22 protein-coding genes and 1 pseudogene are annotated in these 17594 nt (G+C 70.4%); 16 read left to right on the top strand and 7 right to left on the bottom strand.

Features of this window, described 5'->3' with window-relative positions; genetic code table 11:
- Window positions 1-22 precede the first annotated feature (22 nt).
- From CYAGR_RS00415 to CYAGR_RS00435, 5 genes are all read left to right on the top strand, one after another.
- Window positions 23-1837 (top strand): ArnT family glycosyltransferase, encoded by a 1815-nt coding sequence (locus tag CYAGR_RS00415; protein WP_015107764.1) that lies wholly within the window; start codon window positions 23-25, stop codon window positions 1835-1837.
- A complete protein-coding gene (locus tag CYAGR_RS19340) occupies window positions 1837-2499 on the top strand; it encodes a phosphatase PAP2 family protein (RefSeq protein WP_015107765.1) in 663 nt (220 codons plus the stop codon). The genes CYAGR_RS00415 and CYAGR_RS19340 overlap by 1 nt, the downstream gene beginning before the upstream one ends.
- Entirely contained in the window at window positions 2496-2897 is a 402-nt protein-coding gene (locus CYAGR_RS00425) for a DUF1824 family protein (protein ID WP_015107766.1), read from the top strand. Before CYAGR_RS19340 ends, CYAGR_RS00425 begins: the two co-directional genes overlap by 4 nt.
- Window positions 2898-3004: 107 nt before the next feature.
- Window positions 3005-3958: a hydroxymethylbilane synthase gene (gene hemC / locus CYAGR_RS00430; protein ID WP_015107767.1), complete on the top strand. Its 954-nt coding sequence runs from the start codon at window positions 3005-3007 to the stop codon at window positions 3956-3958.
- On the top strand, window positions 3933-5978 hold the full coding sequence (locus tag CYAGR_RS00435) for a chloride channel protein (RefSeq protein WP_015107768.1): 2046 nt from the start codon (window positions 3933-3935) through the stop codon (window positions 5976-5978). The genes hemC and CYAGR_RS00435 overlap by 26 nt, the downstream gene beginning before the upstream one ends.
- Here the strand turns inward: CYAGR_RS00435 and CYAGR_RS18660 are convergent.
- The 4 genes from CYAGR_RS18660 to CYAGR_RS00450 form a co-directional block, all read right to left on the bottom strand.
- On the bottom strand, window positions 5924-6094 hold the full coding sequence (locus tag CYAGR_RS18660) for a hypothetical protein (protein ID WP_015107769.1): 171 nt from the start codon (window positions 6092-6094) through the stop codon (window positions 5924-5926). The two genes, CYAGR_RS00435 and CYAGR_RS18660, sit on opposite strands and share 55 nt — an antisense overlap.
- 147 nt (window positions 6095-6241) lie before the next feature.
- On the bottom strand, window positions 6242-6847 hold the full coding sequence (locus CYAGR_RS00440; protein WP_015107770.1) for a L,D-transpeptidase: 606 nt from the start codon (window positions 6845-6847) through the stop codon (window positions 6242-6244).
- Window positions 6848-6897: 50 nt separating this feature from the next.
- Complete coding sequence (locus tag CYAGR_RS00445; RefSeq protein WP_015107771.1) at window positions 6898-7485, bottom strand: inorganic diphosphatase; 588 nt, start codon at window positions 7483-7485, stop codon at window positions 6898-6900.
- Between the two features lie 53 nt (window positions 7486-7538).
- Window positions 7539-9065 carry a carboxypeptidase M32 gene (locus CYAGR_RS00450; protein ID WP_015107772.1) on the bottom strand — a complete coding sequence of 509 codons (1527 nt, stop codon included), beginning with the start codon at window positions 9063-9065 and terminating at the stop codon, window positions 7539-7541.
- A 108-nt stretch (window positions 9066-9173) separates the two neighbouring features.
- Between CYAGR_RS00450 and CYAGR_RS00455 the strand changes: the two genes are divergently transcribed.
- The 3 genes from CYAGR_RS00455 to CYAGR_RS00465 all read left to right on the top strand — a co-directional run bounded on the left by CYAGR_RS00455 (window position 9174) and on the right by CYAGR_RS00465 (window position 10572).
- Complete coding sequence (locus CYAGR_RS00455) at window positions 9174-9425, top strand: type II toxin-antitoxin system Phd/YefM family antitoxin (protein WP_015107773.1); 252 nt, start codon at window positions 9174-9176, stop codon at window positions 9423-9425.
- Window positions 9425-9817, top strand: coding sequence for a type II toxin-antitoxin system VapC family toxin (locus tag CYAGR_RS00460; protein WP_015107774.1), 393 nt, complete (start codon window positions 9425-9427; stop codon window positions 9815-9817). Before CYAGR_RS00455 ends, CYAGR_RS00460 begins: the two co-directional genes overlap by 1 nt.
- Before the next feature lie 77 nt (window positions 9818-9894).
- Complete coding sequence (locus tag CYAGR_RS00465) at window positions 9895-10572, top strand: hypothetical protein (RefSeq protein ID WP_015107775.1); 678 nt, start codon at window positions 9895-9897, stop codon at window positions 10570-10572.
- Here CYAGR_RS00465 and CYAGR_RS00470 read toward each other — a convergent pair.
- On the bottom strand, window positions 10514-10930 hold the full coding sequence (locus CYAGR_RS00470; protein ID WP_015107776.1) for an OsmC family protein: 417 nt from the start codon (window positions 10928-10930) through the stop codon (window positions 10514-10516). The genes CYAGR_RS00465 and CYAGR_RS00470 overlap by 59 nt on opposite strands.
- A gap of 77 nt (window positions 10931-11007) precedes the next feature.
- On the opposite strand from CYAGR_RS00470, the gene CYAGR_RS19345 reads away from it, so the two are divergent.
- Window positions 11008-11457, top strand: a complete 450-nt coding sequence (locus tag CYAGR_RS19345; RefSeq protein ID WP_015107777.1) for a DUF2721 domain-containing protein — start codon at window positions 11008-11010, stop codon at window positions 11455-11457.
- 11 nt (window positions 11458-11468) lie between these two features.
- On the opposite strand, the pseudogene CYAGR_RS00480 reads toward CYAGR_RS19345, so the two are convergent.
- Window positions 11469-13009 (bottom strand): annotated as a pseudogene (locus tag CYAGR_RS00480) (phytoene desaturase family protein).
- Between the two features lie 197 nt (window positions 13010-13206).
- Here CYAGR_RS00480 and CYAGR_RS00485 point away from each other — a divergent pair.
- From CYAGR_RS00485 to CYAGR_RS17940, 7 genes are all read left to right on the top strand, one after another.
- Entirely contained in the window at window positions 13207-14268 is a 1062-nt protein-coding gene (locus tag CYAGR_RS00485) for a fatty acid desaturase (RefSeq protein ID WP_051017167.1), read from the top strand.
- Between the two features lie 9 nt (window positions 14269-14277).
- Entirely contained in the window at window positions 14278-14730 is a 453-nt protein-coding gene (locus CYAGR_RS00490) for a secondary thiamine-phosphate synthase enzyme YjbQ (RefSeq protein WP_015107780.1), read from the top strand.
- A gap of 25 nt (window positions 14731-14755) precedes the next feature.
- Window positions 14756-15043, top strand: coding sequence for a 4a-hydroxytetrahydrobiopterin dehydratase (locus CYAGR_RS00495; protein ID WP_015107781.1), 288 nt, complete (start codon window positions 14756-14758; stop codon window positions 15041-15043).
- Window positions 15044-15261: 218 nt separating this feature from the next.
- The gene (locus CYAGR_RS00500) at window positions 15262-15660 is read left to right on the top strand and encodes a Uma2 family endonuclease (protein WP_342662068.1); all 399 of its coding nucleotides are present in this window, start codon (window positions 15262-15264) and stop codon (window positions 15658-15660) included.
- Window positions 15661-15819: 159 nt separating this feature from the next.
- Window positions 15820-16245 carry a YdcF family protein gene (locus CYAGR_RS00505; RefSeq protein ID WP_015107782.1) on the top strand — a complete coding sequence of 142 codons (426 nt, stop codon included), beginning with the start codon at window positions 15820-15822 and terminating at the stop codon, window positions 16243-16245.
- A 64-nt stretch (window positions 16246-16309) separates the two neighbouring features.
- The gene (locus tag CYAGR_RS00510; protein ID WP_015107783.1) at window positions 16310-16582 is read left to right on the top strand and encodes a type II toxin-antitoxin system TacA family antitoxin; all 273 of its coding nucleotides are present in this window, start codon (window positions 16310-16312) and stop codon (window positions 16580-16582) included.
- A complete protein-coding gene (locus CYAGR_RS17940) occupies window positions 16575-17060 on the top strand; it encodes a GNAT family protein (protein ID WP_015107784.1) in 486 nt (161 codons plus the stop codon). The genes CYAGR_RS00510 and CYAGR_RS17940 overlap by 8 nt, the downstream gene beginning before the upstream one ends.
- A 31-nt stretch (window positions 17061-17091) precedes the next feature.
- Here the strand turns inward: CYAGR_RS17940 and CYAGR_RS00520 are convergent, their stop codons facing one another.
- On the bottom strand, window positions 17092-17562 hold the full coding sequence (locus CYAGR_RS00520; RefSeq protein ID WP_172637135.1) for an NUDIX hydrolase: 471 nt from the start codon (window positions 17560-17562) through the stop codon (window positions 17092-17094).
- Window positions 17563-17594: the final 32 nt, after the last annotated feature.

The following is a 17594-nucleotide window of genomic DNA, read 5'->3' on the forward strand; positions in this document are numbered from 1 at the left end:
TTGATCACGTCGTCGACCCAGCATGGTCTCTGCTGCCCAGGGGGCCCGGCCGGAGGGTGTCCGCGCCCGTCGCCACAGGCAACTGGTCTGGGTGCTGAGCGGCCTCTGGCTGCTGCTGATCTGCTGGCTGGCCTTCTTCCAGGGCCTGGGCAGCGTCGGCCTGATGGACAAGACCGAGGCCCTGTTCGTGGAGGTGGGCCACCAGATGCTGGAGCGGGGTGACTGGGTCACCCCCTGGTGGAACGGCGAACGCTTCTTCGACTACCCCGTCTGGGGCTACTGGATGGTGGGGCTGAGCTTCCGGTTGTTCGGGGTCAGCGAATGGGCCGCCCGGCTGCCGGTCGCCCTGGCCGCCAGTGCCGTGGTGGTGGCGGCCTTCGGCCTGATGCTGGCCTGGTCGCCGGCGGGCGAAGCGGGACGGCCCAGGCTGCTCAGGGCCGTCGTGGCGGCCGGGGTGATCGCCACGACCCCGGGCTGGATCGGCTGGGGACGCACCTCCACCACCGACATGTTCCTCTCCAGCGCCATCAGCCTGGCGCTGTTCGGCTTCCTGCTGGCCCATCGCCACCGCTCCGACCCCTGGCGGGCCCCCCTCGGCCGGGTGGCCATGGCGCTGTTCGCCGGCATCGCGGTGCTGGCCAAGGGCCCGGTGGGCCTGCTGCTGCCGGGCCTGGTGGTGGTGGTCTTCCTGACGCTCACCGGGCAGTGGCGTTCCTGGCTGCGCTGGCGGCCCCTGCTGGCCATGGTGGCCCTGTTCCTCGGGGTGAGCGCCCCCTGGTACGCCGCGGCGGCGGCCGTCAACGGCGGCGACTTTCTCGGCGGCTTCCTGGGGTTCAGCAACCTGCAGCGCTTCACGACGGTGCTCTACGACCACCCCGGCCCCCCCTGGTTCTACCTGCCCTGGCTGGTGATCCTGGTGCTGCCCTGGTCGCTGTTCCTCCCCCTGGCGATCGCCGCCCAGGGCTTCTGGAGGCCCTCCCGCTGGCGAACGGCGGCGGCCGGCCCCTCCGGAGACGGGGACGCCCCGGCGGAACTGGGCCTCTTCCTGCTGCTCTGGCTGGTGCTGGTGGTGGCCTTCTTCTCCGCCGCCGCCACCAAGCTGCCGGGCTACATCCTGCCGGCCCTGCCGGCGGCCAGTCTGCTGGTGGCGCTGCACTGGCGCCCCCTGCCGGAGGCGACCGCCCCAGCGCCGGCGGCCGCGGGCCGGACGGGGGTGCGGATCGCCTCAGGGTTGGAAGCGCTGCTGCTGGCCGCCATGGCCGTGGCGGCCGCCCTGGCCCCGGGCTGGGTGGCCGGGGATCCCGCCTATCCGGAGTTCGGTGCGGCCCTGTCGCGCTCAGGCCTGCCCCTGGTGCTCTCGGTGTGTCTGGGGCTGACGGCCCTGGCCCTGCTGGTGCTGCTGCTGCGGCCGGCGGCCACCGACTGGCTGTGGCTGCCCAGCCTGGCCGGCTTCCTGGCGGTGCTTGGCCTGGTGATCGCGCCCCTCGCTCCCCTGCTGGACCGCGAGCGTCAGGTGCCCCTGCGCCAGATGGCCCGCACCGCCCAGGCCGCCGCCCGGCCCGAGGAGCCGTTGCTGATCGTCGGCACCAAGCGCTACAGCCTGTTGTTCTACGGCGAGCCGGAGGCCGTCTTCGTTTCCGATCGCCTCCACATCACCCAGCTCGCCCTACAGGGCCCCGACAGCCTCGCCCTCTCGCCGGGCAGTCGCTCTGTGCGGCTTGTGGGCGACCGCCGCGATCTCGAGGCCCTGGCCCTGCCCCTGCAGGGGATCGAGCGGCTGGCCCGCATCGGCGAGCTGGCCCTCTGGCGGGTGCCCCGACACCATCTGGTGCCGTGATGAGGTTCCACCTGCTGCCACGGGAGAGGATCCTGCTGCCCGGCTGCCTGATCGCGCTGGTGGGGCTGTTCGTGGCGGTGGCCCCGGGCCGGCCCCTGGCCCTGCTGGACGCGGCCGTCCTGGACTGGCTGGGCAACCATTTCCACGGCCTCGTGGGCGGGGTCCTGACCCAGGTGTACCGGGCGACCGGCGTCGGTTTCACCGCCGTCCTGGTGGCGATGGCCCTGGTCCACCTGCTGCGGCGGCGCTGGTGGAGGGACCTGCGCCTGCTGGTGATGGCCACCGGCGGCATCCTGATCCTGGTGGATCTGGTGTTCAAGCCCCTGTTCAGCCGCCAGCGCCCGCCGGGCAGCCTGCTGCCGTTGGATGGCCACAGCTTCCCCAGCGGCCATGCCGCCGGGGCTGTGGCCTTCTACTTCGCCATGGTGGTGATCCTGGGGTCCCACCATCCCCGCCTGCGGCGCACCCTGGCGTTGGTGGCCTGCGCCCTGGTGGGTCTGGTCTGGCTCAGCACCCTCTACGTGCGGGCCCACTGGCCCACGGATCTGCTGGCGGGCGCCGCCGTCGGGCTGGCCTGGCTGACGGTGTGCCTGGCCTTCTGGCGCGATCCGCCCCCCGTCGACCCCCAGAGTGGTGCGGCCCGACCGCTGCGATCCCCTTGACCACCGACCTGCCCAGCTCCGGCCTGGCCGCGCTGCGGGGCCTGCGCACCGCCCCGGCCCTCGACGGCGAGGGGGGTGCCCTGCTGCGCCGGGAGCTCACCCCCCGGCTGCAGGCCTGCGACTGGTTCACGATCGGGATCATGGCGCCGTCGGCGGCGGCGGCCCTGACGGCCCTGCGGCAGCTGGAGATGGCCCAGGGCTGGACGGCCCTGCAGCCGGGGGAGCCCGGCGCAGGGGAGCCCGGACCGGTGTTCCTCAAGGGCAACCAGCGCACCGGCTTGTTGCATCTGCGCCACGAGGAGGGCCTCGGCGAGGGGATCCTGATCACCGGCCATGGGGCTGCCGATCCGGAGGCCGAGGACACCTGGGGGCCCCTGCCCCTCGATCTGTTCGCCTGATCCCATCAGCTGATCACGTTCCGCCCGCGAGCTGGGGACCCGGACGGACCGATGCCTAGGCTGGGCGGCTGTTGCCTGGCAGCGGTCGCTGCCGCCCGAAGCCCCCGATGACCAGCTCCACCCTGCGCATCGCCTCCCGCCGCAGCCAGCTGGCCATGGTCCAGACCCACTGGGTGCGGGATGAGCTCTCCCGCGCCCACCCCGAGCTGGCGATCACGATCGAGGCGATGGCCACCCAGGGGGACAAGATTCTCGATGTGGCCCTGGCCAAGATCGGTGACAAGGGCCTGTTCACCAAGGAACTGGAGGCCCAGATGCTGGTCGACCGGGCCGACATCGCCGTCCACAGCCTCAAGGACCTGCCCACCAACCTGCCGGAGGGGCTGATCCTGGGCTGCATCACCGAGCGGGAGGACCCGGCCGATGCCCTGGTGGTGCATGAACGGCACCGGGAGCGCACCCTGGCATCCCTGCCCGAGGGCAGCGTGGTGGGCACCAGCTCCCTGCGCCGCCTGGCCCAGCTGCGTCACCACTACCCCCACCTGGTGTTCAAGGACGTGCGGGGCAACGTGATCACCCGGCTGGAGAAACTCGACGCCGGGGTCTACGACTGCCTGATCCTGGCGGCGGCTGGCCTCACCCGCCTCGGGCTCAGTGACCGCATCCACGAGCTGATCGACCCTGCCATCTCGCTTCACGCCGTGGGCCAGGGGGCCCTGGGGATCGAATGCCGCGCCGGCGACACCGCCGTGCTCGAGACGATCGCCGTGCTGGAGCACCAGCCCACCGCCCGTCGCTGCCTGGCCGAGCGGGCCTTCCTGCGCAGCCTGGAGGGTGGCTGCCAGGTGCCCATCGGCGTCAACACCCACGTCGAGGCCGACGAGCTCGTGCTCACCGGCATGGTGGCCAGCATCGACGGCCAGCGCCTGCTGCGCGAGAGCTGCCGCGGCCCCGCCAGCGATCCCGAGGCGATCGGGGTGGCGCTGGCGGGCACCCTGCGGTCCCAGGGGGCCGGGGAGATCCTGGAGGAGATCTTTGCCAGCGTCCGCCCCGAAAGCTGAGGCCTCCGGACCCCGGGCGTCCGGGGCCGAGGCGGAGCTGCGTGGTCTGCCCTTCCAGTGGAACCTGCTGGCCTGGGCCGCGTTGGTCGGCACCCTGACGGGCCTGGCGGTGGTGGCGTTCCACGAGCTGCTGGGCTTCATCAACAACTTCCTGTTCGGCCCCTTCGTGGAGGGACTGCTGGTGATCGGGCGCTCCTCGCCCGCCACCCCCGCCGACCTGCCGCCGATCGACCTGCCGCCGCTGGCCCCCGACAGCGGCACACCGCTGCGGGCCCTGCTCCAGCTCGGGCTCGACGGCATCGGCCTGCTGGCGGCGGCCCCGCCGCCGCCCCCGCTCCCCGAACCCCCGCCCGTCAGCCTGCCCACCCCGCCGGACTGGCTGGCCCTCTGGCCCGTGGTGGTGGTGCCGACCCTCGGCGGCCTGGCGGTGGGCCTGCTGCGCCATGTCGCCGGCAGCATCGGTCCGGGTCTGTCGAGCCTGATGGCGATTGCCGACGGCCGCCAGGGGGGCGAGCCGCGCCTGCCCTGGCTGCGGCTGGTGGCGGCCTCCCTCAGCCTGGGCAGCGGCGCCTCCCTCGGCCCCGAGGGGCCCAGCGTGGAGGGCGGCGGCAACATCGGCCTCTGGGTGGCCCTGCGGGGCCGCCTCTCCCCCCAGGCCCAGAAGGCCCTGGTGGGGGCCGGGGTGGCGGCGGGTCTGGCGGCCGGCTTCAAGGCCCCCATCGCCGGCGTGTTCTTCGCCTTCGAGGGCAGCTACAGCGCCATTCCGGGTCGCCCCAGCCTGCGGGCGGTGCTGGTGGCGGCGGTGGCCTCGGCGCTCGTCACCCAGCTGTGCCTGGGCGACACGCCGATCCTGCGCCTGCCCGCCTACGAGGTGCGCTCCCCCCTGGAGCTGCCCCTCTATCTGGGGCTGGGCCTGCTGGCCAGCCTGATGTCGTGGCTGCTGATCCGCTTGCTGGCCGCCGGCCGCGACGAGCGGGTCCAGGCGGTGGTGCGGCGGTTGCCGCCGGGCCTGCCCACGGCCCTGGGAGGGGCGGCCCTTGGGGGCATGGCCCTGGTGTTCCCCCAGGTGCTCGGGGTGGGCTACGACACGATCGAAGCCCTGCTGGGCCGGGACGGCGGCATCCCCCTGCTGACGCTGGTGGCCCTGATCGGCGTCAAGCTGGTGGCCACCACCGTCAGCAACGCCACCGGCTTCGTGGGGGGCGGTTTCGCCCCCTCCCTGTTCCTGGGGGCGGTGCTGGGCAGCTGTTACGGCCAGGCGCTGGGCAGCGGCGGCCTGAATCTGCCGGTGGCCGAACCTCCCGCCTACGCCATGGTGGGGATGGCGGCGGTGCTGGCCGGCAGCGCCCGGGCTCCGCTCACCGCGCTCCTGCTGCTGTTCGAGCTCACCCGGGACATCCGCATCGTGCTGCCGCTGATGGCGGCGGCCGGCCTCAGCGCCGCCCTGGTGGAGCGCTGGCAGGGCATTCAGGATCCGGGGCTGATGGGGCCGGATCCCCAGGAGGAGCGTCGCCGCGGCGAGCTGGCGGCCATCCCGGTGGAGGAGGCCTTCGACCCGGAGGCGCCGTTGATCCTGCCGGCCGCCATGACGGCCTCAGCGGCCCTGGCCCGGCTGATCGACAGCCATGGCCATTGCCTGCTGGTGGAACGGGCCGGTCTGGCCCTGGGGCTGGTGACGATCGGCGACCTGCAGCGTGGCCTGGCCTCCGATCTCAGCCGTTCGCAACCGCTGCGCCTTGAGGATTGTCTGCGTACCGACCTGGTCTGGTTACCGGCCGGGGTGCATCTGGATCGCCTTGAGGACCAGCTGAGGCCTAATGGCCTTCGGCAGCTGCCGGTCTTCGCGGTGCCGGCGGGAGCAGGGGGCCACCTGCCCCATGGTCTGCCCCCCGGGGGGCTCGCCGTCGAGCTGTTGCGGGGGATGGCCAGCCGCGACGGCATGGCCCGGGCCCTGGCGCGACGCCTTCAGGCCGCTTCGGAACGGCCCTCCATCAGGGCCTCGGCGACGGGATCAACCTGAGAGAGAAGGCCCAGAATCCGCTGCAGGTCCAGTTCGGAGAGCTCACCGTCATGGCCCCACTTCAGCGACGTGCTGTTGAGCTGGTCGGTGGTGGGTTCGTGAGTGGAATCGAACATGGGAGGGAAATCGGCGGTTCTGGAGCGCGCCGCTTGTGATCGAGTTTCAAGACATTAGGTGTTTGCACCGAGACATCAAACCCTTCCTGAACAATCTCCAGAATCTCTTCGGTCGGTCCCTGTTTTGCCGCAATCGCCCTTCGGTGCTCAGGGTTTGACCACAACCGGTGTGCCCACCTCCACCTGCTCAAACAGGGCGCGGACATGGGGCGTGAGCATCCGGACACAGCCATTGGTGACGGCGGAGCGGGAGGTGACGGTCCAGGCCCAGGCGCTCGGTGTGCCGTGGATGCCGTACTGGTTGGGGCCGCTGCGCTTGAAGCCGATCCAGCGGTCACCGAGGGGGCCATTGGGGCCCTTGGTGGGGTTGATCTTGCCGCTCACGGTGCTCTGGTACTGGGGATTGACCACCTTCACCTCCACCTGGAAGCGTCCCTTCGGGGTGGGGGTGCGGGCGTCACCGATGGCCACGGGCCAGCTGCCCAACACCTTGCCGTTGTCCCGCAGGCTGATCGTGCGCTTGCCCAGCTCCAGCACGATTTCGCGGGTGCTGGTCACCGTGGCGCTCGCCGGAGCCGGCGCAGCGGTGGCGGGGGCTGCCACCCCGGGTGCGACCGGAGCGGCGCCGGTCGGAACGCTTGTGCTCACCGGCGCAGCCACCGTCACCGGCGCTTCGGCGGCACTTGCGGCCCCCGCCGTGGCGGCCCCCCAGCCGGCGGTCAGGAGCACGGACAGGACCAGGGAGCGCGACATGGGCGGAACGGGATCGAAGGGACCGCGGCGGCGGTGCCGGAGGACGGACGTCAGTCGACCAGGCGGGGATCGACGACGGAAAGATAGCGATCTTCGCATTCCTTGATGATGCGAACGGCCTCGCCGGTGTCATGGAATCCGTTCACCTTGCAGGTGCCGGGCTTTTTCAGATCCTTGTAGTGCTCCCAGTAGTACTGGGTTTCCCTGAGCCCGTGCTCACCCAGCTGGGTATAGCTGGTGATGTGGTCCATGCGCTTGTCGTCGGCCAGGACGGCGATCACCTTGTCGTCCACCTCGCCGCCATCGTCAAAACACATGATGCCGATGATGCGCGCCTCCACCAGGCTGCCGGGTACCAGGGGCTCGGTGACGCCGACGATCTCGATGTCGAGGGGATCGCCGTCCTCGTCCCAGGTGCGGGGAATGCAGCCGTAGGCGAAGGGGTAGGCGAGGGACGAATAGCCCACCCGATCCAGCTTCAGATGGCCGGTTTCGGTGATCAGCTCGTACTTGTTGATCGTGTTTGAGTTGAGCTCCACGATGGCGTTGAGCCGCAGCTCGGCCTCATCGGCGAAGGCCGGCAGCACATGCAGCAGGTTCAGCATGGTGCGGCTGGGGGCGTGGTCGATGTTCGCCATGGTGGGTGCTTTTCTGCGGCGGCATCTTAGGCATCGGACCCCGGAAGGCCGGCTCAGCCCGCCCCGGTCAGCTGGCCAACCTTGGCGCGCAGGTAGGTGAGGAAGGGCCGGGCACCCAGGGGCCGGCCCGTGACCCGCTCGACCAGTTCCTCGGCGTTCACCGAGCGGCCATGGAGCCAGATGTTGCTGGCGAGCCAGTCCTGCAGGGCGGCCGTCTCCCCCGCCGCCACCAGAGCCTCGATGGGGCCGATCTCCTGCTCGAGGGCCTCCGCGATCTGGGCGCTGATCAGGTGGCCGAGGGCGTAGGAGGGGAAGTAGCCGAACAGCCCCTCGGCCCAGTGGATGTCCTGGAGGCAGCCCTCGGCGTCCGTGGCCGGCTGCAGCCCCAGCAGCTCCTTCATCCGCCGGTTCCAGGCCGCGGGCAGCTCCTCCACCGGCATCCCCTGCTCCAGCAGGGCCAGCTCCAGTTCGAAGCGCAGGACGATGTGGAGGCTGTAGCTCAGCTCATCGGCCTCCACCCGGATCAGGCCCGGCCGCAGGGGATTGAGGGCCCGCCAGAAACCGAAGGCGCCGCCCCAGGGGTCGGACCCCAGGCCCCGCTGGAAGCGGGGATGCCAGCGCTCGGCGAAGGCCCGGCTGCGGGCCACCCGGCACTCCCAGAACAGGGACTGGGATTCGTGCACCCCCATCGAGGTGGCCTCCCCCAGGGGCCAGGGGAAGTAGTGGTCGTCGCTGCGGGGCAGGCCCTGCTCATAGAGAGAGTGGCCCCATTCATGGGCGGTGGCCAGGAAGGCTGAGAACGGCTGGCCCCCCACCACCCGGGTGGTGATCCGGAAGTCCTGGGGGCCAACGGTGCAGGAGAAGGGGTGGGCGGATCGGGAGCGCTGGCAGCGGCTGGCGTCGTAGCCCCAGCCATCGAGCAGCTCGCTGCAGAGGCTCTCCTGCAGGGCGTCGGGCAGGTCGAACGCCTGGGACTGGCTGGCGGCGGGGGCGGCCCCCACCTGCTCCAGCAGGCCGGGCAGTTCCGCCGCCAGGGGAGCGAACAGCTCCTGGAGCCGGGCCTTGCTGCTATCGGGCTCGAACGGCTGGGCCAGGATTTCCCAGGGGCTGCGAACCACCGGTTCGGCGTCGGCCAGCTGGCTGGCCTGCTCGCGGCGCAGCCGGATCAGCTCCCGCAGGGCCGGCGCGAAGGTGGCGAAGGCGTTGGCCGCCCGGGCCTCCTGCCAGACGGCGTTGCCGTGGGACTGGGCCCGTGCCAGGGCGGTGACCAGGGCCGGATCGAGGCAGCGCTGGCGGTTCAGATCCAGCCGCAGCAGCTGCAGGTTGCGGCGCCGCTCTGGGGGGGCATCGGCCGTGAGCTCGGCTTCAGCGGCGGCCACCAGATCGGCGTAGGCCGCACTGCTCTGGCGCTCGTGCAGCTGGGCCGCCAGCAGGGCCAGCTGCTCGCCGCGCCAGGTGGCGCCGGCGGCGGGCATCACCGTGTTCTGGTCGTAATAGAGGGTGCTGCTGATCGAGCCCAGCAGGCGGGTGGTGTGCAGGTGGTGCTGGAGCTGGTCAAGGGCTGGAGCCGCTGCGGGCATGGGATCGGTCGAGCTGGTGGGGCCAGCATGGCGCCATCGGCTCGTTGAGCTGGGCCCACATCCGGACCAACCTCAATCCCTGCCGGCCCTCGATGGGCAGCGTCCGCCATGCGAACCGTCAACGTTCATGAGGCCAAGATCCAGTTCTCGCGGCTGATCGACGCCGCCCATGCCGGCGAAACCATCCTGGTGGCGAAGGATGGCAAGCCCTGGGCGCGGCTGGTGCCGCTGGAGCCCGATCAGCCTCGCCGCCAGCCCGGGGTGCTGCGTGGGCGACTGGAGCTTCCTGCCACGGACGTGCTCCTGGCACCCCTGCCCCCCGAGGAGCTCGACGCCCTCGATGCAGCGCTTCCCCGTTGATGGCCGCGTCCCTCCTGCTGGATGCCCATGCCCTGCTCTGGTGGTTGGTGGAACCGGAGAAGCTCTCCGGGATCGCCCAGAAGGCCATTGGCGATCCGGCGGCGGCCATCTTCGTCAGCGCCGCATCGGGCTGGGAGATCGCCACCAAAGCCAGGCTGGGCCAACTTCCTGGCGCTGAAGGACTGCTACTGAATCTGCCTTCCCTTCTGCAGCAGCAGGGCTTCCAGCCCCTCGCCGTGCAGTTGCATCACGGCGTTCGCGCTGGCGCTTACCCCCAGGCCCATCGCGATCCGTTCGATCGGCTGCTGGCGGCCCAGGCGGAGCTGGAGGGTTTGCAACTGGTGAGCATCGACCCCGCCTTGGCCACCTTTCCCTGCCGCCTGCTCTGGTGATGGGGGGACCCCACGCACGCTGCGGCCTGCCGCTGGCGGCGCCATGGTGGAGCTACGTCACGTCTGCGGCCGGATCGATGCATCCCCCTTCTCCGGAGCAGGACCTGGTGCTTGCGGCCATCGAACGCTTCATGGCCGATCCCGATCTGGTGCTCGACGACCAGCCCAGCAACGGCGAAGCCGGCGACGTACTCAGCGCGATTTTGCGGGCCCTGACGATGGTGCTGCCGCTCGGGGAGATCGAACTGGCGGTGACGGGCCTGCTCACGGTCCATTGCGACCAGCTCGACGACGACACCCAGCTGGTGCTGGAGGCCCTGCTCACCGCGATCGAGCGGGACGACGACGAGATGGCCCTCGACACCCTGCTGGCCAGTGAGGCGAGCCTGCTGGAGGCCAACGCCCTCGATGGCAACTATCTGCTGGTGTGGGATCCGGCCGAGGCGGCGCCGCTGCGGGAGATGGAGATCCTCGACGTGCTGGAGTGCTACCCCTGCCGGGGGGAGGGGGCCCGCTGGAGCCCTGACGACTTCGTGGCGCTGCTCGAGGGCAAGATCCTGCAGTGGCGCAAGACGATGGTGGCGCTGGAGATCCTCCAGGAGCAGCCCGGCACCCGGCCCGCCGCCAGCACCATGGTGTTGCTGGTGCCGGTGGATCCCGAGGCCCCGCTCGAGCAGCTGGAGGTGGGGGTCACCCTCAGTCCGCCGCCGCCGGGTTCCAGTGCAGCCGCATCGGCACGCAGCCTTCCAGGCTGACCTTCACCGGGCAGCTCTCGCCGGCGCGGATCAGCAGCTCACGCTGCTCGGCCCCGAGGCCGGCCGGCAGGTCGATCCAGGCCTCCAGCAGGGCGATGCGGCGCTCGCTGCTGCTGCTCATGCCCTTCTCCAGCCGCACCGAGGCCCCCTCCAAGGGGATGCCCTGGCGTTCGGCCACGATGCCCATCACCGTCAGCAGACAGGTGGCCAGGGCCGTGCCCACCAGGTCGGTGGGGGAGAAGGCTTCGCCCTTGCCCTGGTTGTCGACGGGGGCATCGGTGATCAGCCGCGAGCCGGAGGCGGCGTGCTCCGCCGCGCAGCGCTGAGCTCCTTCATAGCGGCAGGTGATCGTGGTCATGGCGGGCGAGGCGGGCAAAGGCAGCAGCAGGCTGGCAGGGGCCGCCGGCCTAAATTCGTCCCCCCTGCCACGGATCCTTGCCACTGATCCTGCTGGTGGTGCCCCAGGGCGCGTCGGGGCTGGCCGAAACGATCCGGCTGGCGGTCACGCCGGTGTTCCTGCTGGCGGGCATCAGTGGCCTGCTGGGGGTGATCACCACCCGCCTGTCGCGCATCATCGACCGGGCCCGGGTGCTCAAGGCGGGGGATCCGGCTGCCAGCGTGGCCCGCTCGCGGGAGCTGCAGGGGGAACTGCAGATGCACCGCCGCCGCATGACGCTGGCCTCGGCAGCCTTCGCTTCGGCCACCACCAGCTTCCTGCTGGTGGCCACGGTGGTGATGGTGCTGTTCCTGAGCACCCTGGCCACGATCGACCTGACCCCCCTGGTGGCCCTGCTGTTCGTGCTGGCGATGGGTTCGCTGATGACGGCGGTGCTGCTGCTGCTGCGGGAGGTGCAGCTGGGCAGCCAGGCGTTGCGGCGCTTCTGAGCACTGGCGCCCTAAAGGTCCATCAGGCCGATCTCCTCCAGCAGCTGCCGTTGCTGCCGGGCCGACACGAAGCGGTGGGCCGCCATGGCGCCGCTCACGGCCACCGGCGGCACGCCGATGCCCGGGAACACGCCGGCGCCGCAGAGCACCAGGCCTTCGATCGGGGTGGAGCCGCCGGGGAAGGGGCCGCCGCTGGCCGGCCAGGCCGGGCCGTAACTGCCCTGGTGCGTGCGCAGGTAGTGGCGGTGGGTGAGGGGGTGCCCTGCAGTTCGATCACCACCCGCTCCTGCCAGTCGGGCAGCACCTGGGAGAGCACCTGCCCGAAGACGGCGCAGCGTTCCTTTTTGAGGGCGTCGTAGGCGGCGCTGCCCCGCTCCAGCCCCTGCCACAGCTCCCAGGGTTCGTTGGCCGGGGTGTAGCCGTGCAGCACCTGGTGGTCGGGCGGGGCGCAGGCCGGGTCGAGCCGGGAGGGCATCGAGAGCACCACCATGTTGCGTTCGGCGCCGATGCCCCGTTGCCAGTCGCCCACCCAGACGTGGTGGATCGGCAGCTGATCAAGGTCGTCGCCGCGCAGGGCCAGGTGCCAGTGCAGGAAGCTGGCGCAGGCCGGCGTGGCCGCCTGGCGCCGCCGCCAGCGGGAGGGCACCGCCCCATCAGGCAGCAGGGAGAGCAGATCCCAGGGGCTGGTGTTGGCGATCACCCCCCGCCGCGCCTCGAGGCGCTCGCCGTTCTCGAGCCGAACGCCGACGGCCCGCCCCCGTTCCACCAGGATGTCGGCCACCGGCGCTTTGGTGCGCAGCCGGCCGCCGTGGCGCTCGATCCCGCGCACCAGCGCCGCCGCCACCGCGCCACTGCCGCCGATGGGGTAGTCGAGGCAGGCATCGGGCTCGAACCATTCGCCGAACAGGGTCGCCATGGCGGCGGCGCTGGTCTGGTCCATGGGTAGGCCCGAGATCAGGAAGCAGAGCAGCTCGACCCACTGGAGCAGGAAGGGATCGCTGAGGTGGCGGCGGGCGATCGGCCCGAAGGCCCCCCCGAGGCTGGCCAGCCGCCCCGCCTGGCCCAGGAGGCGCAGGGCGTTGCCGCCGCCGAGGGTGGTGGCCAGCCCCGCCCCGGGCCGCAGGGCCAGCAGGGGCAGGGAGCGGGCCGCGTCGCAGCTGGGTTTGAGGGCCGTGAGGAAGCGCTCCCATTCCTCGGCCACCGCCGGGCCGCGCAGCTCGCGGAGCAGGGCCAGGAACGGCCCCTGCCCCACCCCGACCCGCAGCGCTCCCTCGGGCAGCAGCAGGCCCCAGTCGCGGTAGGTGGCCACGGGCAGGGTTTCCCCCACCGCCCGCAGCACCTGGGCCAGGGGGTTGGTGCTGGGCCAGCGGCCAAGGCCGCTCCACAGCGAAGGACCGGACTCGAACTGAAAGGGGCCGCGGCGAAAGCCATGGGCGGCGCCGCCAGGGGTGGTGTGGGCCTCGAGAACGAGCACCTCCAGCCCATGGCGGGCGGCGATGGCACCGGCGCAAAGGCCGCCCAGCCCACTGCCCACGACGATCAGGTCGCTCACCTTGGGCGCAGCATGTGCGCTGCAGATCCTATTCAGATTCCCTTCGCCAGCACGGCTGTCGCCGCGCAGAATCCCTGCCTAGGATCGCGCGATATCAACAAAGGTTTGCATTGCCGTCGGGAACCTCGCCAGCCGCCCAGTCTGATCCCGCCGTGGTTCGACAGCCGAAACGGAGCGATTTCGAGCTGAAGTCTTTCATGGACAGCTCAAATCTGCGCGGCGGCTGGCAGATCGCCAACACCGTGATCCCCTACGCGGCCCTCTGGTGGGTCGCCGACTGGAGCCTCAAGCAGGCGCCGCTGCTGCTGATTCCCACGATGGTGGTGATGGTGCTGCTGCTGGCGCGCATCTTTTCGCTGATGCACGACTGCGGCCACGACTCCCTGTTCCGCAGCCGGCGGGCCAACCAGGTGTTCGGCTTCCTGCTCGGGGTGCTCAGTGCCATTCCCCAGTACCCCTGGTCGCGGGGGCATGCCTACCACCACCGCCACAACGGCGACTGGGAGAAGTACCAGGGACCGTCGGCCCTGGTCACCACCAGCGCCTTTGCGGCCCTCAGCCCCGGCCAACAGAGGTTCTATGGCGTGCTGCGCCACCCGGCGATGCTGTTCCCCGGTGGCTTCTTCTACCTGGTGATCAAGCCCCGCCTGGCCCTGCTGCTGGGGCTGGCGGGCTTCTTCCCCCACCTGGTGGCCTGCCTGCGCAGCCCGGAGCCGATGGGCTTCGGAACGATCCTGGCCAGCTATCGCTCCAACCACTGGTACACCAACGAGGAATTCCGCCATCTGGTGGCCAACAACATCGCCGTGATCGGCTCCTGGTGGCTGATGGCCCACTGGCTCGGTGCCGGTGTGTTCTGGTCGATCTATGCCCCGGTGATGGCCTGTGCGGCGGCGATCTTCATCTGCATCTTCTTTGTGCAGCACAACTTCCCCGGTTCGTACGCCCATGCCACTGCTGGCTGGAGCGAGATGACCGGAGTGCTGGAGGGCACCAGTGATCTGGAGCTGCCGCCGATCTTCAACTGGTTCTCGGCCGACATCGGCTGCCACGCCATCCACCATCTCTCTTCGAAGATCCCCAACTACCGGCTGCGGGCCTGCCATGAGCGCAACGCCCACCTGCTGAGCAACGTGCGGCGGCTGTCGCTGGCCGATATCCCGGGGTGCTTCAGCTACATCCTCTGGGATCCCCAGGCCTGCCGCCTGACCACCATCGACGAGCAGCGATCCGCCCTCCAGGTGGCCGTCCCCGGCTGACCATCGCTCATGCTGCGCCAGACCCTCCGCCAGCTGGAGATCACCACCAAGGGCGAGGGCTTCGATGACATCACCGCGGCCATCAATGGCCTGATCGCCGCCAGCGGACTGCAGCTGGGCAGCGCCACCATCGCCAGCCAGCACACCTCGTGTTCGTTGACGATCAACGAAAATGCCGACCCCAGGGTGCTGGTGGATCTGGCGGCCTTTCTGCGGGCTTTGGTGCCCCCCGAGGGGGTGCGGCCGATCAGCGGCCAGGGCGAGCGGCGCGCCTGGGTGCACGACGACGAAGGCCCCGACGACATGCCCGCCCACATCCGCACCGCGCTCACCTGCACCAGCCTGGTGCTGCCGTTCCAATCGGGCCGGCTCTTACTCGGTACCTGGCAGGCTGTGTATGTGTGGGAGCACAGGGCCCGGCCGCACCGGCGCCGCTTCAGCCTGCATCTGCTCGGCGAATGACCCTGATCCTCTGCTCCTTCCTGCCATGGCTGCCAAGCCCCTGACCCCGGCCCAGATCGCTGCTTTGCCCACAGACCTGCCGCAGTGGACGGTGCGGCAGGGCAAGCTGCACCGCGAACTGCGCTTCGCCGATTTTTCTGCCGCCTTCGGCTTCATGGCCCGGGTGGCCCTGGCGGCCGAGGCGCTGGGTCACCACCCGGAGTGGTGCAACGTCTGGAACCGGGTGACGATCAACCTCACCACCCACGACACCGGCGGGCTGTCGGACCTCGACCTCGCCCTGGCGCAACGCATTGATGCGTTGGTGAGCTGAGGCCGCCCCCATGGGTTTCCGCCACCTCGATCGGATCGCCACCGAGGCGAACATCCGATGGCTCTTAGGGTTGGCACAAGGAGCTCCGCCGCTCGCTGCATGACCCCGGCACCTCCCCACCGTCCATCCGCTCCGACTCTGGAGCCGTTGGCCTTGCCCTGGGATCTGCACCTCACCCTGAGCAGTTCGAGAGGGTGTGCCAGGCGAACCCTGAGGCTGTGCTCGAACTCGCCGCCGATGGTCAGTTGATCGCCCTGACGCCCACCGGCAGCGAAACCGGCGCCCGCAACGCTGCCCTGAACAGGCTTCTGGCCCTGGCGCTGCGCTCCAGCGGACTGGCGTTCAAGCTGTTCGACAGCTCCACGGGGTTTCGCCTGCCTGATGGCTCGGTGCTGAGCCCCGACGCCTCCCTGCTGCACCTGGAGCGCTGGACGGCCCTCACGGCCGAGCAACGCCGCGGTTTCGCCCCCCTCTGCCCCGATCTGGTGGTGGAACTCGCCAGCCCGTTGGACGAAGACCCCCGCGGGCTGACGGCCCTGCGACAGAAGATGGACCGCTACCGCGCCAATGGCGCGCAACTCGGCTGGCTGCTGATTCCCGAGGTGTGGGCGGGCTGATTGGGGTGATTAGGCTCATCCCATGCTGGTGAGCCCCTCCCAGCGCAGCTTCTGGCGCCAGCGCCGGCTGGAGGCGACTGCCTTGGCCGAGGCCCGGGAGGTGGCGGGCCGCCAGCTTGCTGCTCAGGCAGCCCGCCTGCCCCCGGCCCGGCCCTGGCCGTGCTCGTCGGCCGCAGCCCCGAGATCGCTGCGGCCTCCACCGCCTTGGCCGCCCAGATGCTGCGTCAGGGCCGCATCCAGGAGATCTACGTGTCTGGAGTTGCGCCGGCCACCGCCCAGCGGCTTCTTGATCTGGGGGTCCCGCCCGGGCGCATCGCCGGCGACAGCTGCGCCCGCACCACCTGGGAGAACACCAGCCTCACCAGCACCTGGATCCGTGAGCACCACAGCGCCGCCAGCCGCCCAGCGATCCTGCTGATCACCGACCCCTGGCAACGTCCCCGCGCCAGCCACGCCTTCCAGCGCCAGCAGCTGCCCGTCACCCCCATCCCCGCCGTCCCCGTCCTGCCGCTCCTCCAGAGAAACCGCCTGGCTTTGCGTGAAACCGCCGCGACGGTTCTTCATGGCCTGCAGGGCAGGATGTGAACGGCCTGTGGCCCCCTGAGGTACTGCTTTCTGCCGTACCATTGCCACAGTATTGCCGGGTGTGATGACCACCACCGATCGCCTCGATCTCAAGCTTTCCAGCACCGACAAGCAGCTCCTTCAGCAGGCAGCCGCCATCGAAGGCATCTCGGTTGCTGCATTCGTTCGCTGTGCCGCCAAGCAGCGCGCCGCTGAAGCGATCCAGCTCAATCGGGTCCTGTCCCTCTCCAGTCGCGATTACGAAGCGTTCCACGCGGCGCTCGCCGAGCCGTTCCGTCCCAACGAGTCGCTCTCTCATGCCTTGACCCAGGTCGGAGCCCGCGTCCAGCGTGTTTGACGAGCAGCTGCTCGATCCCAAACGTCACAACCGCTCAGCCTTTGCCTGCGGTGAACCGATGTTGGATACCTTTTTGCAGCGAAACGCCCACCAGAACATGCGCCGAGGTATCAGCCAGACCTGGGTGCTGGTGCCGGCCGCCCAACCCAGCACGATCGCCGGTTACTACTCTCTGGCTCCAGCACAGGTCGGCCTCTCCAACCTCCAGCCTGCTGATGCCCGTCCCCTCCCTCCCTATCCCATCCCTTGCTTTCGGATGGGTCGCCTCGCTCGTGACCTGCGTTGGCATGGAGAAGGCATCGGTGCCCTTCTCGTAGGCCTTGCCGTCGAGCGTTGCTTGCAAGCTCGCCGTTCGGTCGGTGGCTACGCCCTGATCGTCGATGCCCTGGGAGACAACGCCAGGAGTTTCTACCTGCGTTACGGATTTCGGCCCTACGTCGACACCCCAAACAGCCTCTACCTGCCGCTGGGAGCGTGAGGTGTTGAAGGCAGGCATGCGCGGGATGAGCTCAGCCGGTCTGAATCAGATATTCCCGCACATGGCTGACGAGGGGTCGCGTCAGCGCCTCCTCCCGCGTCAGCCACTGGCTGGCCACGAGCTCCAGGCCGTCGAGGCGGATCGCCGGCTCCTCCGCCATGCGCATGGCGAAGATCGTCACGGTGTTCTGGCCCCGTGCTGAGGTTTCGGTGATCTGCCAGGGATCCACCAGCTCCTCTGGCGACACCCGCAACCCCAGCTCTTCGGCCAGCTCCCGCACCGCCGCCTGCCGCGCCTTTTCCCGTCGCTCCAGCCCCCCTCCAGGCAGCCCCAGGCCGTGGCGGTAGCTGGCCTGCACCAGCAGCAGGCGCCCCTGGTGCCAGATCGCCACCAGGGCGCCGCGGTTGTGGGGCCGGGCCAGCAGTTGCCAGGTTTCGTATAGCCGCGCCGCCAGCCAGTAGAGGCGCAGCCGGGCCACCAGCCGCTTCAGCCGTTTCCCCATCATCCAGGTGGCCTTGCGCCCATCAACGCGTG

The organism is Cyanobium gracile PCC 6307, assembly GCF_000316515.1.
In the GTDB taxonomy this organism is placed as follows: domain Bacteria; phylum Cyanobacteriota; class Cyanobacteriia; order PCC-6307; family Cyanobiaceae; genus Cyanobium; species Cyanobium gracile.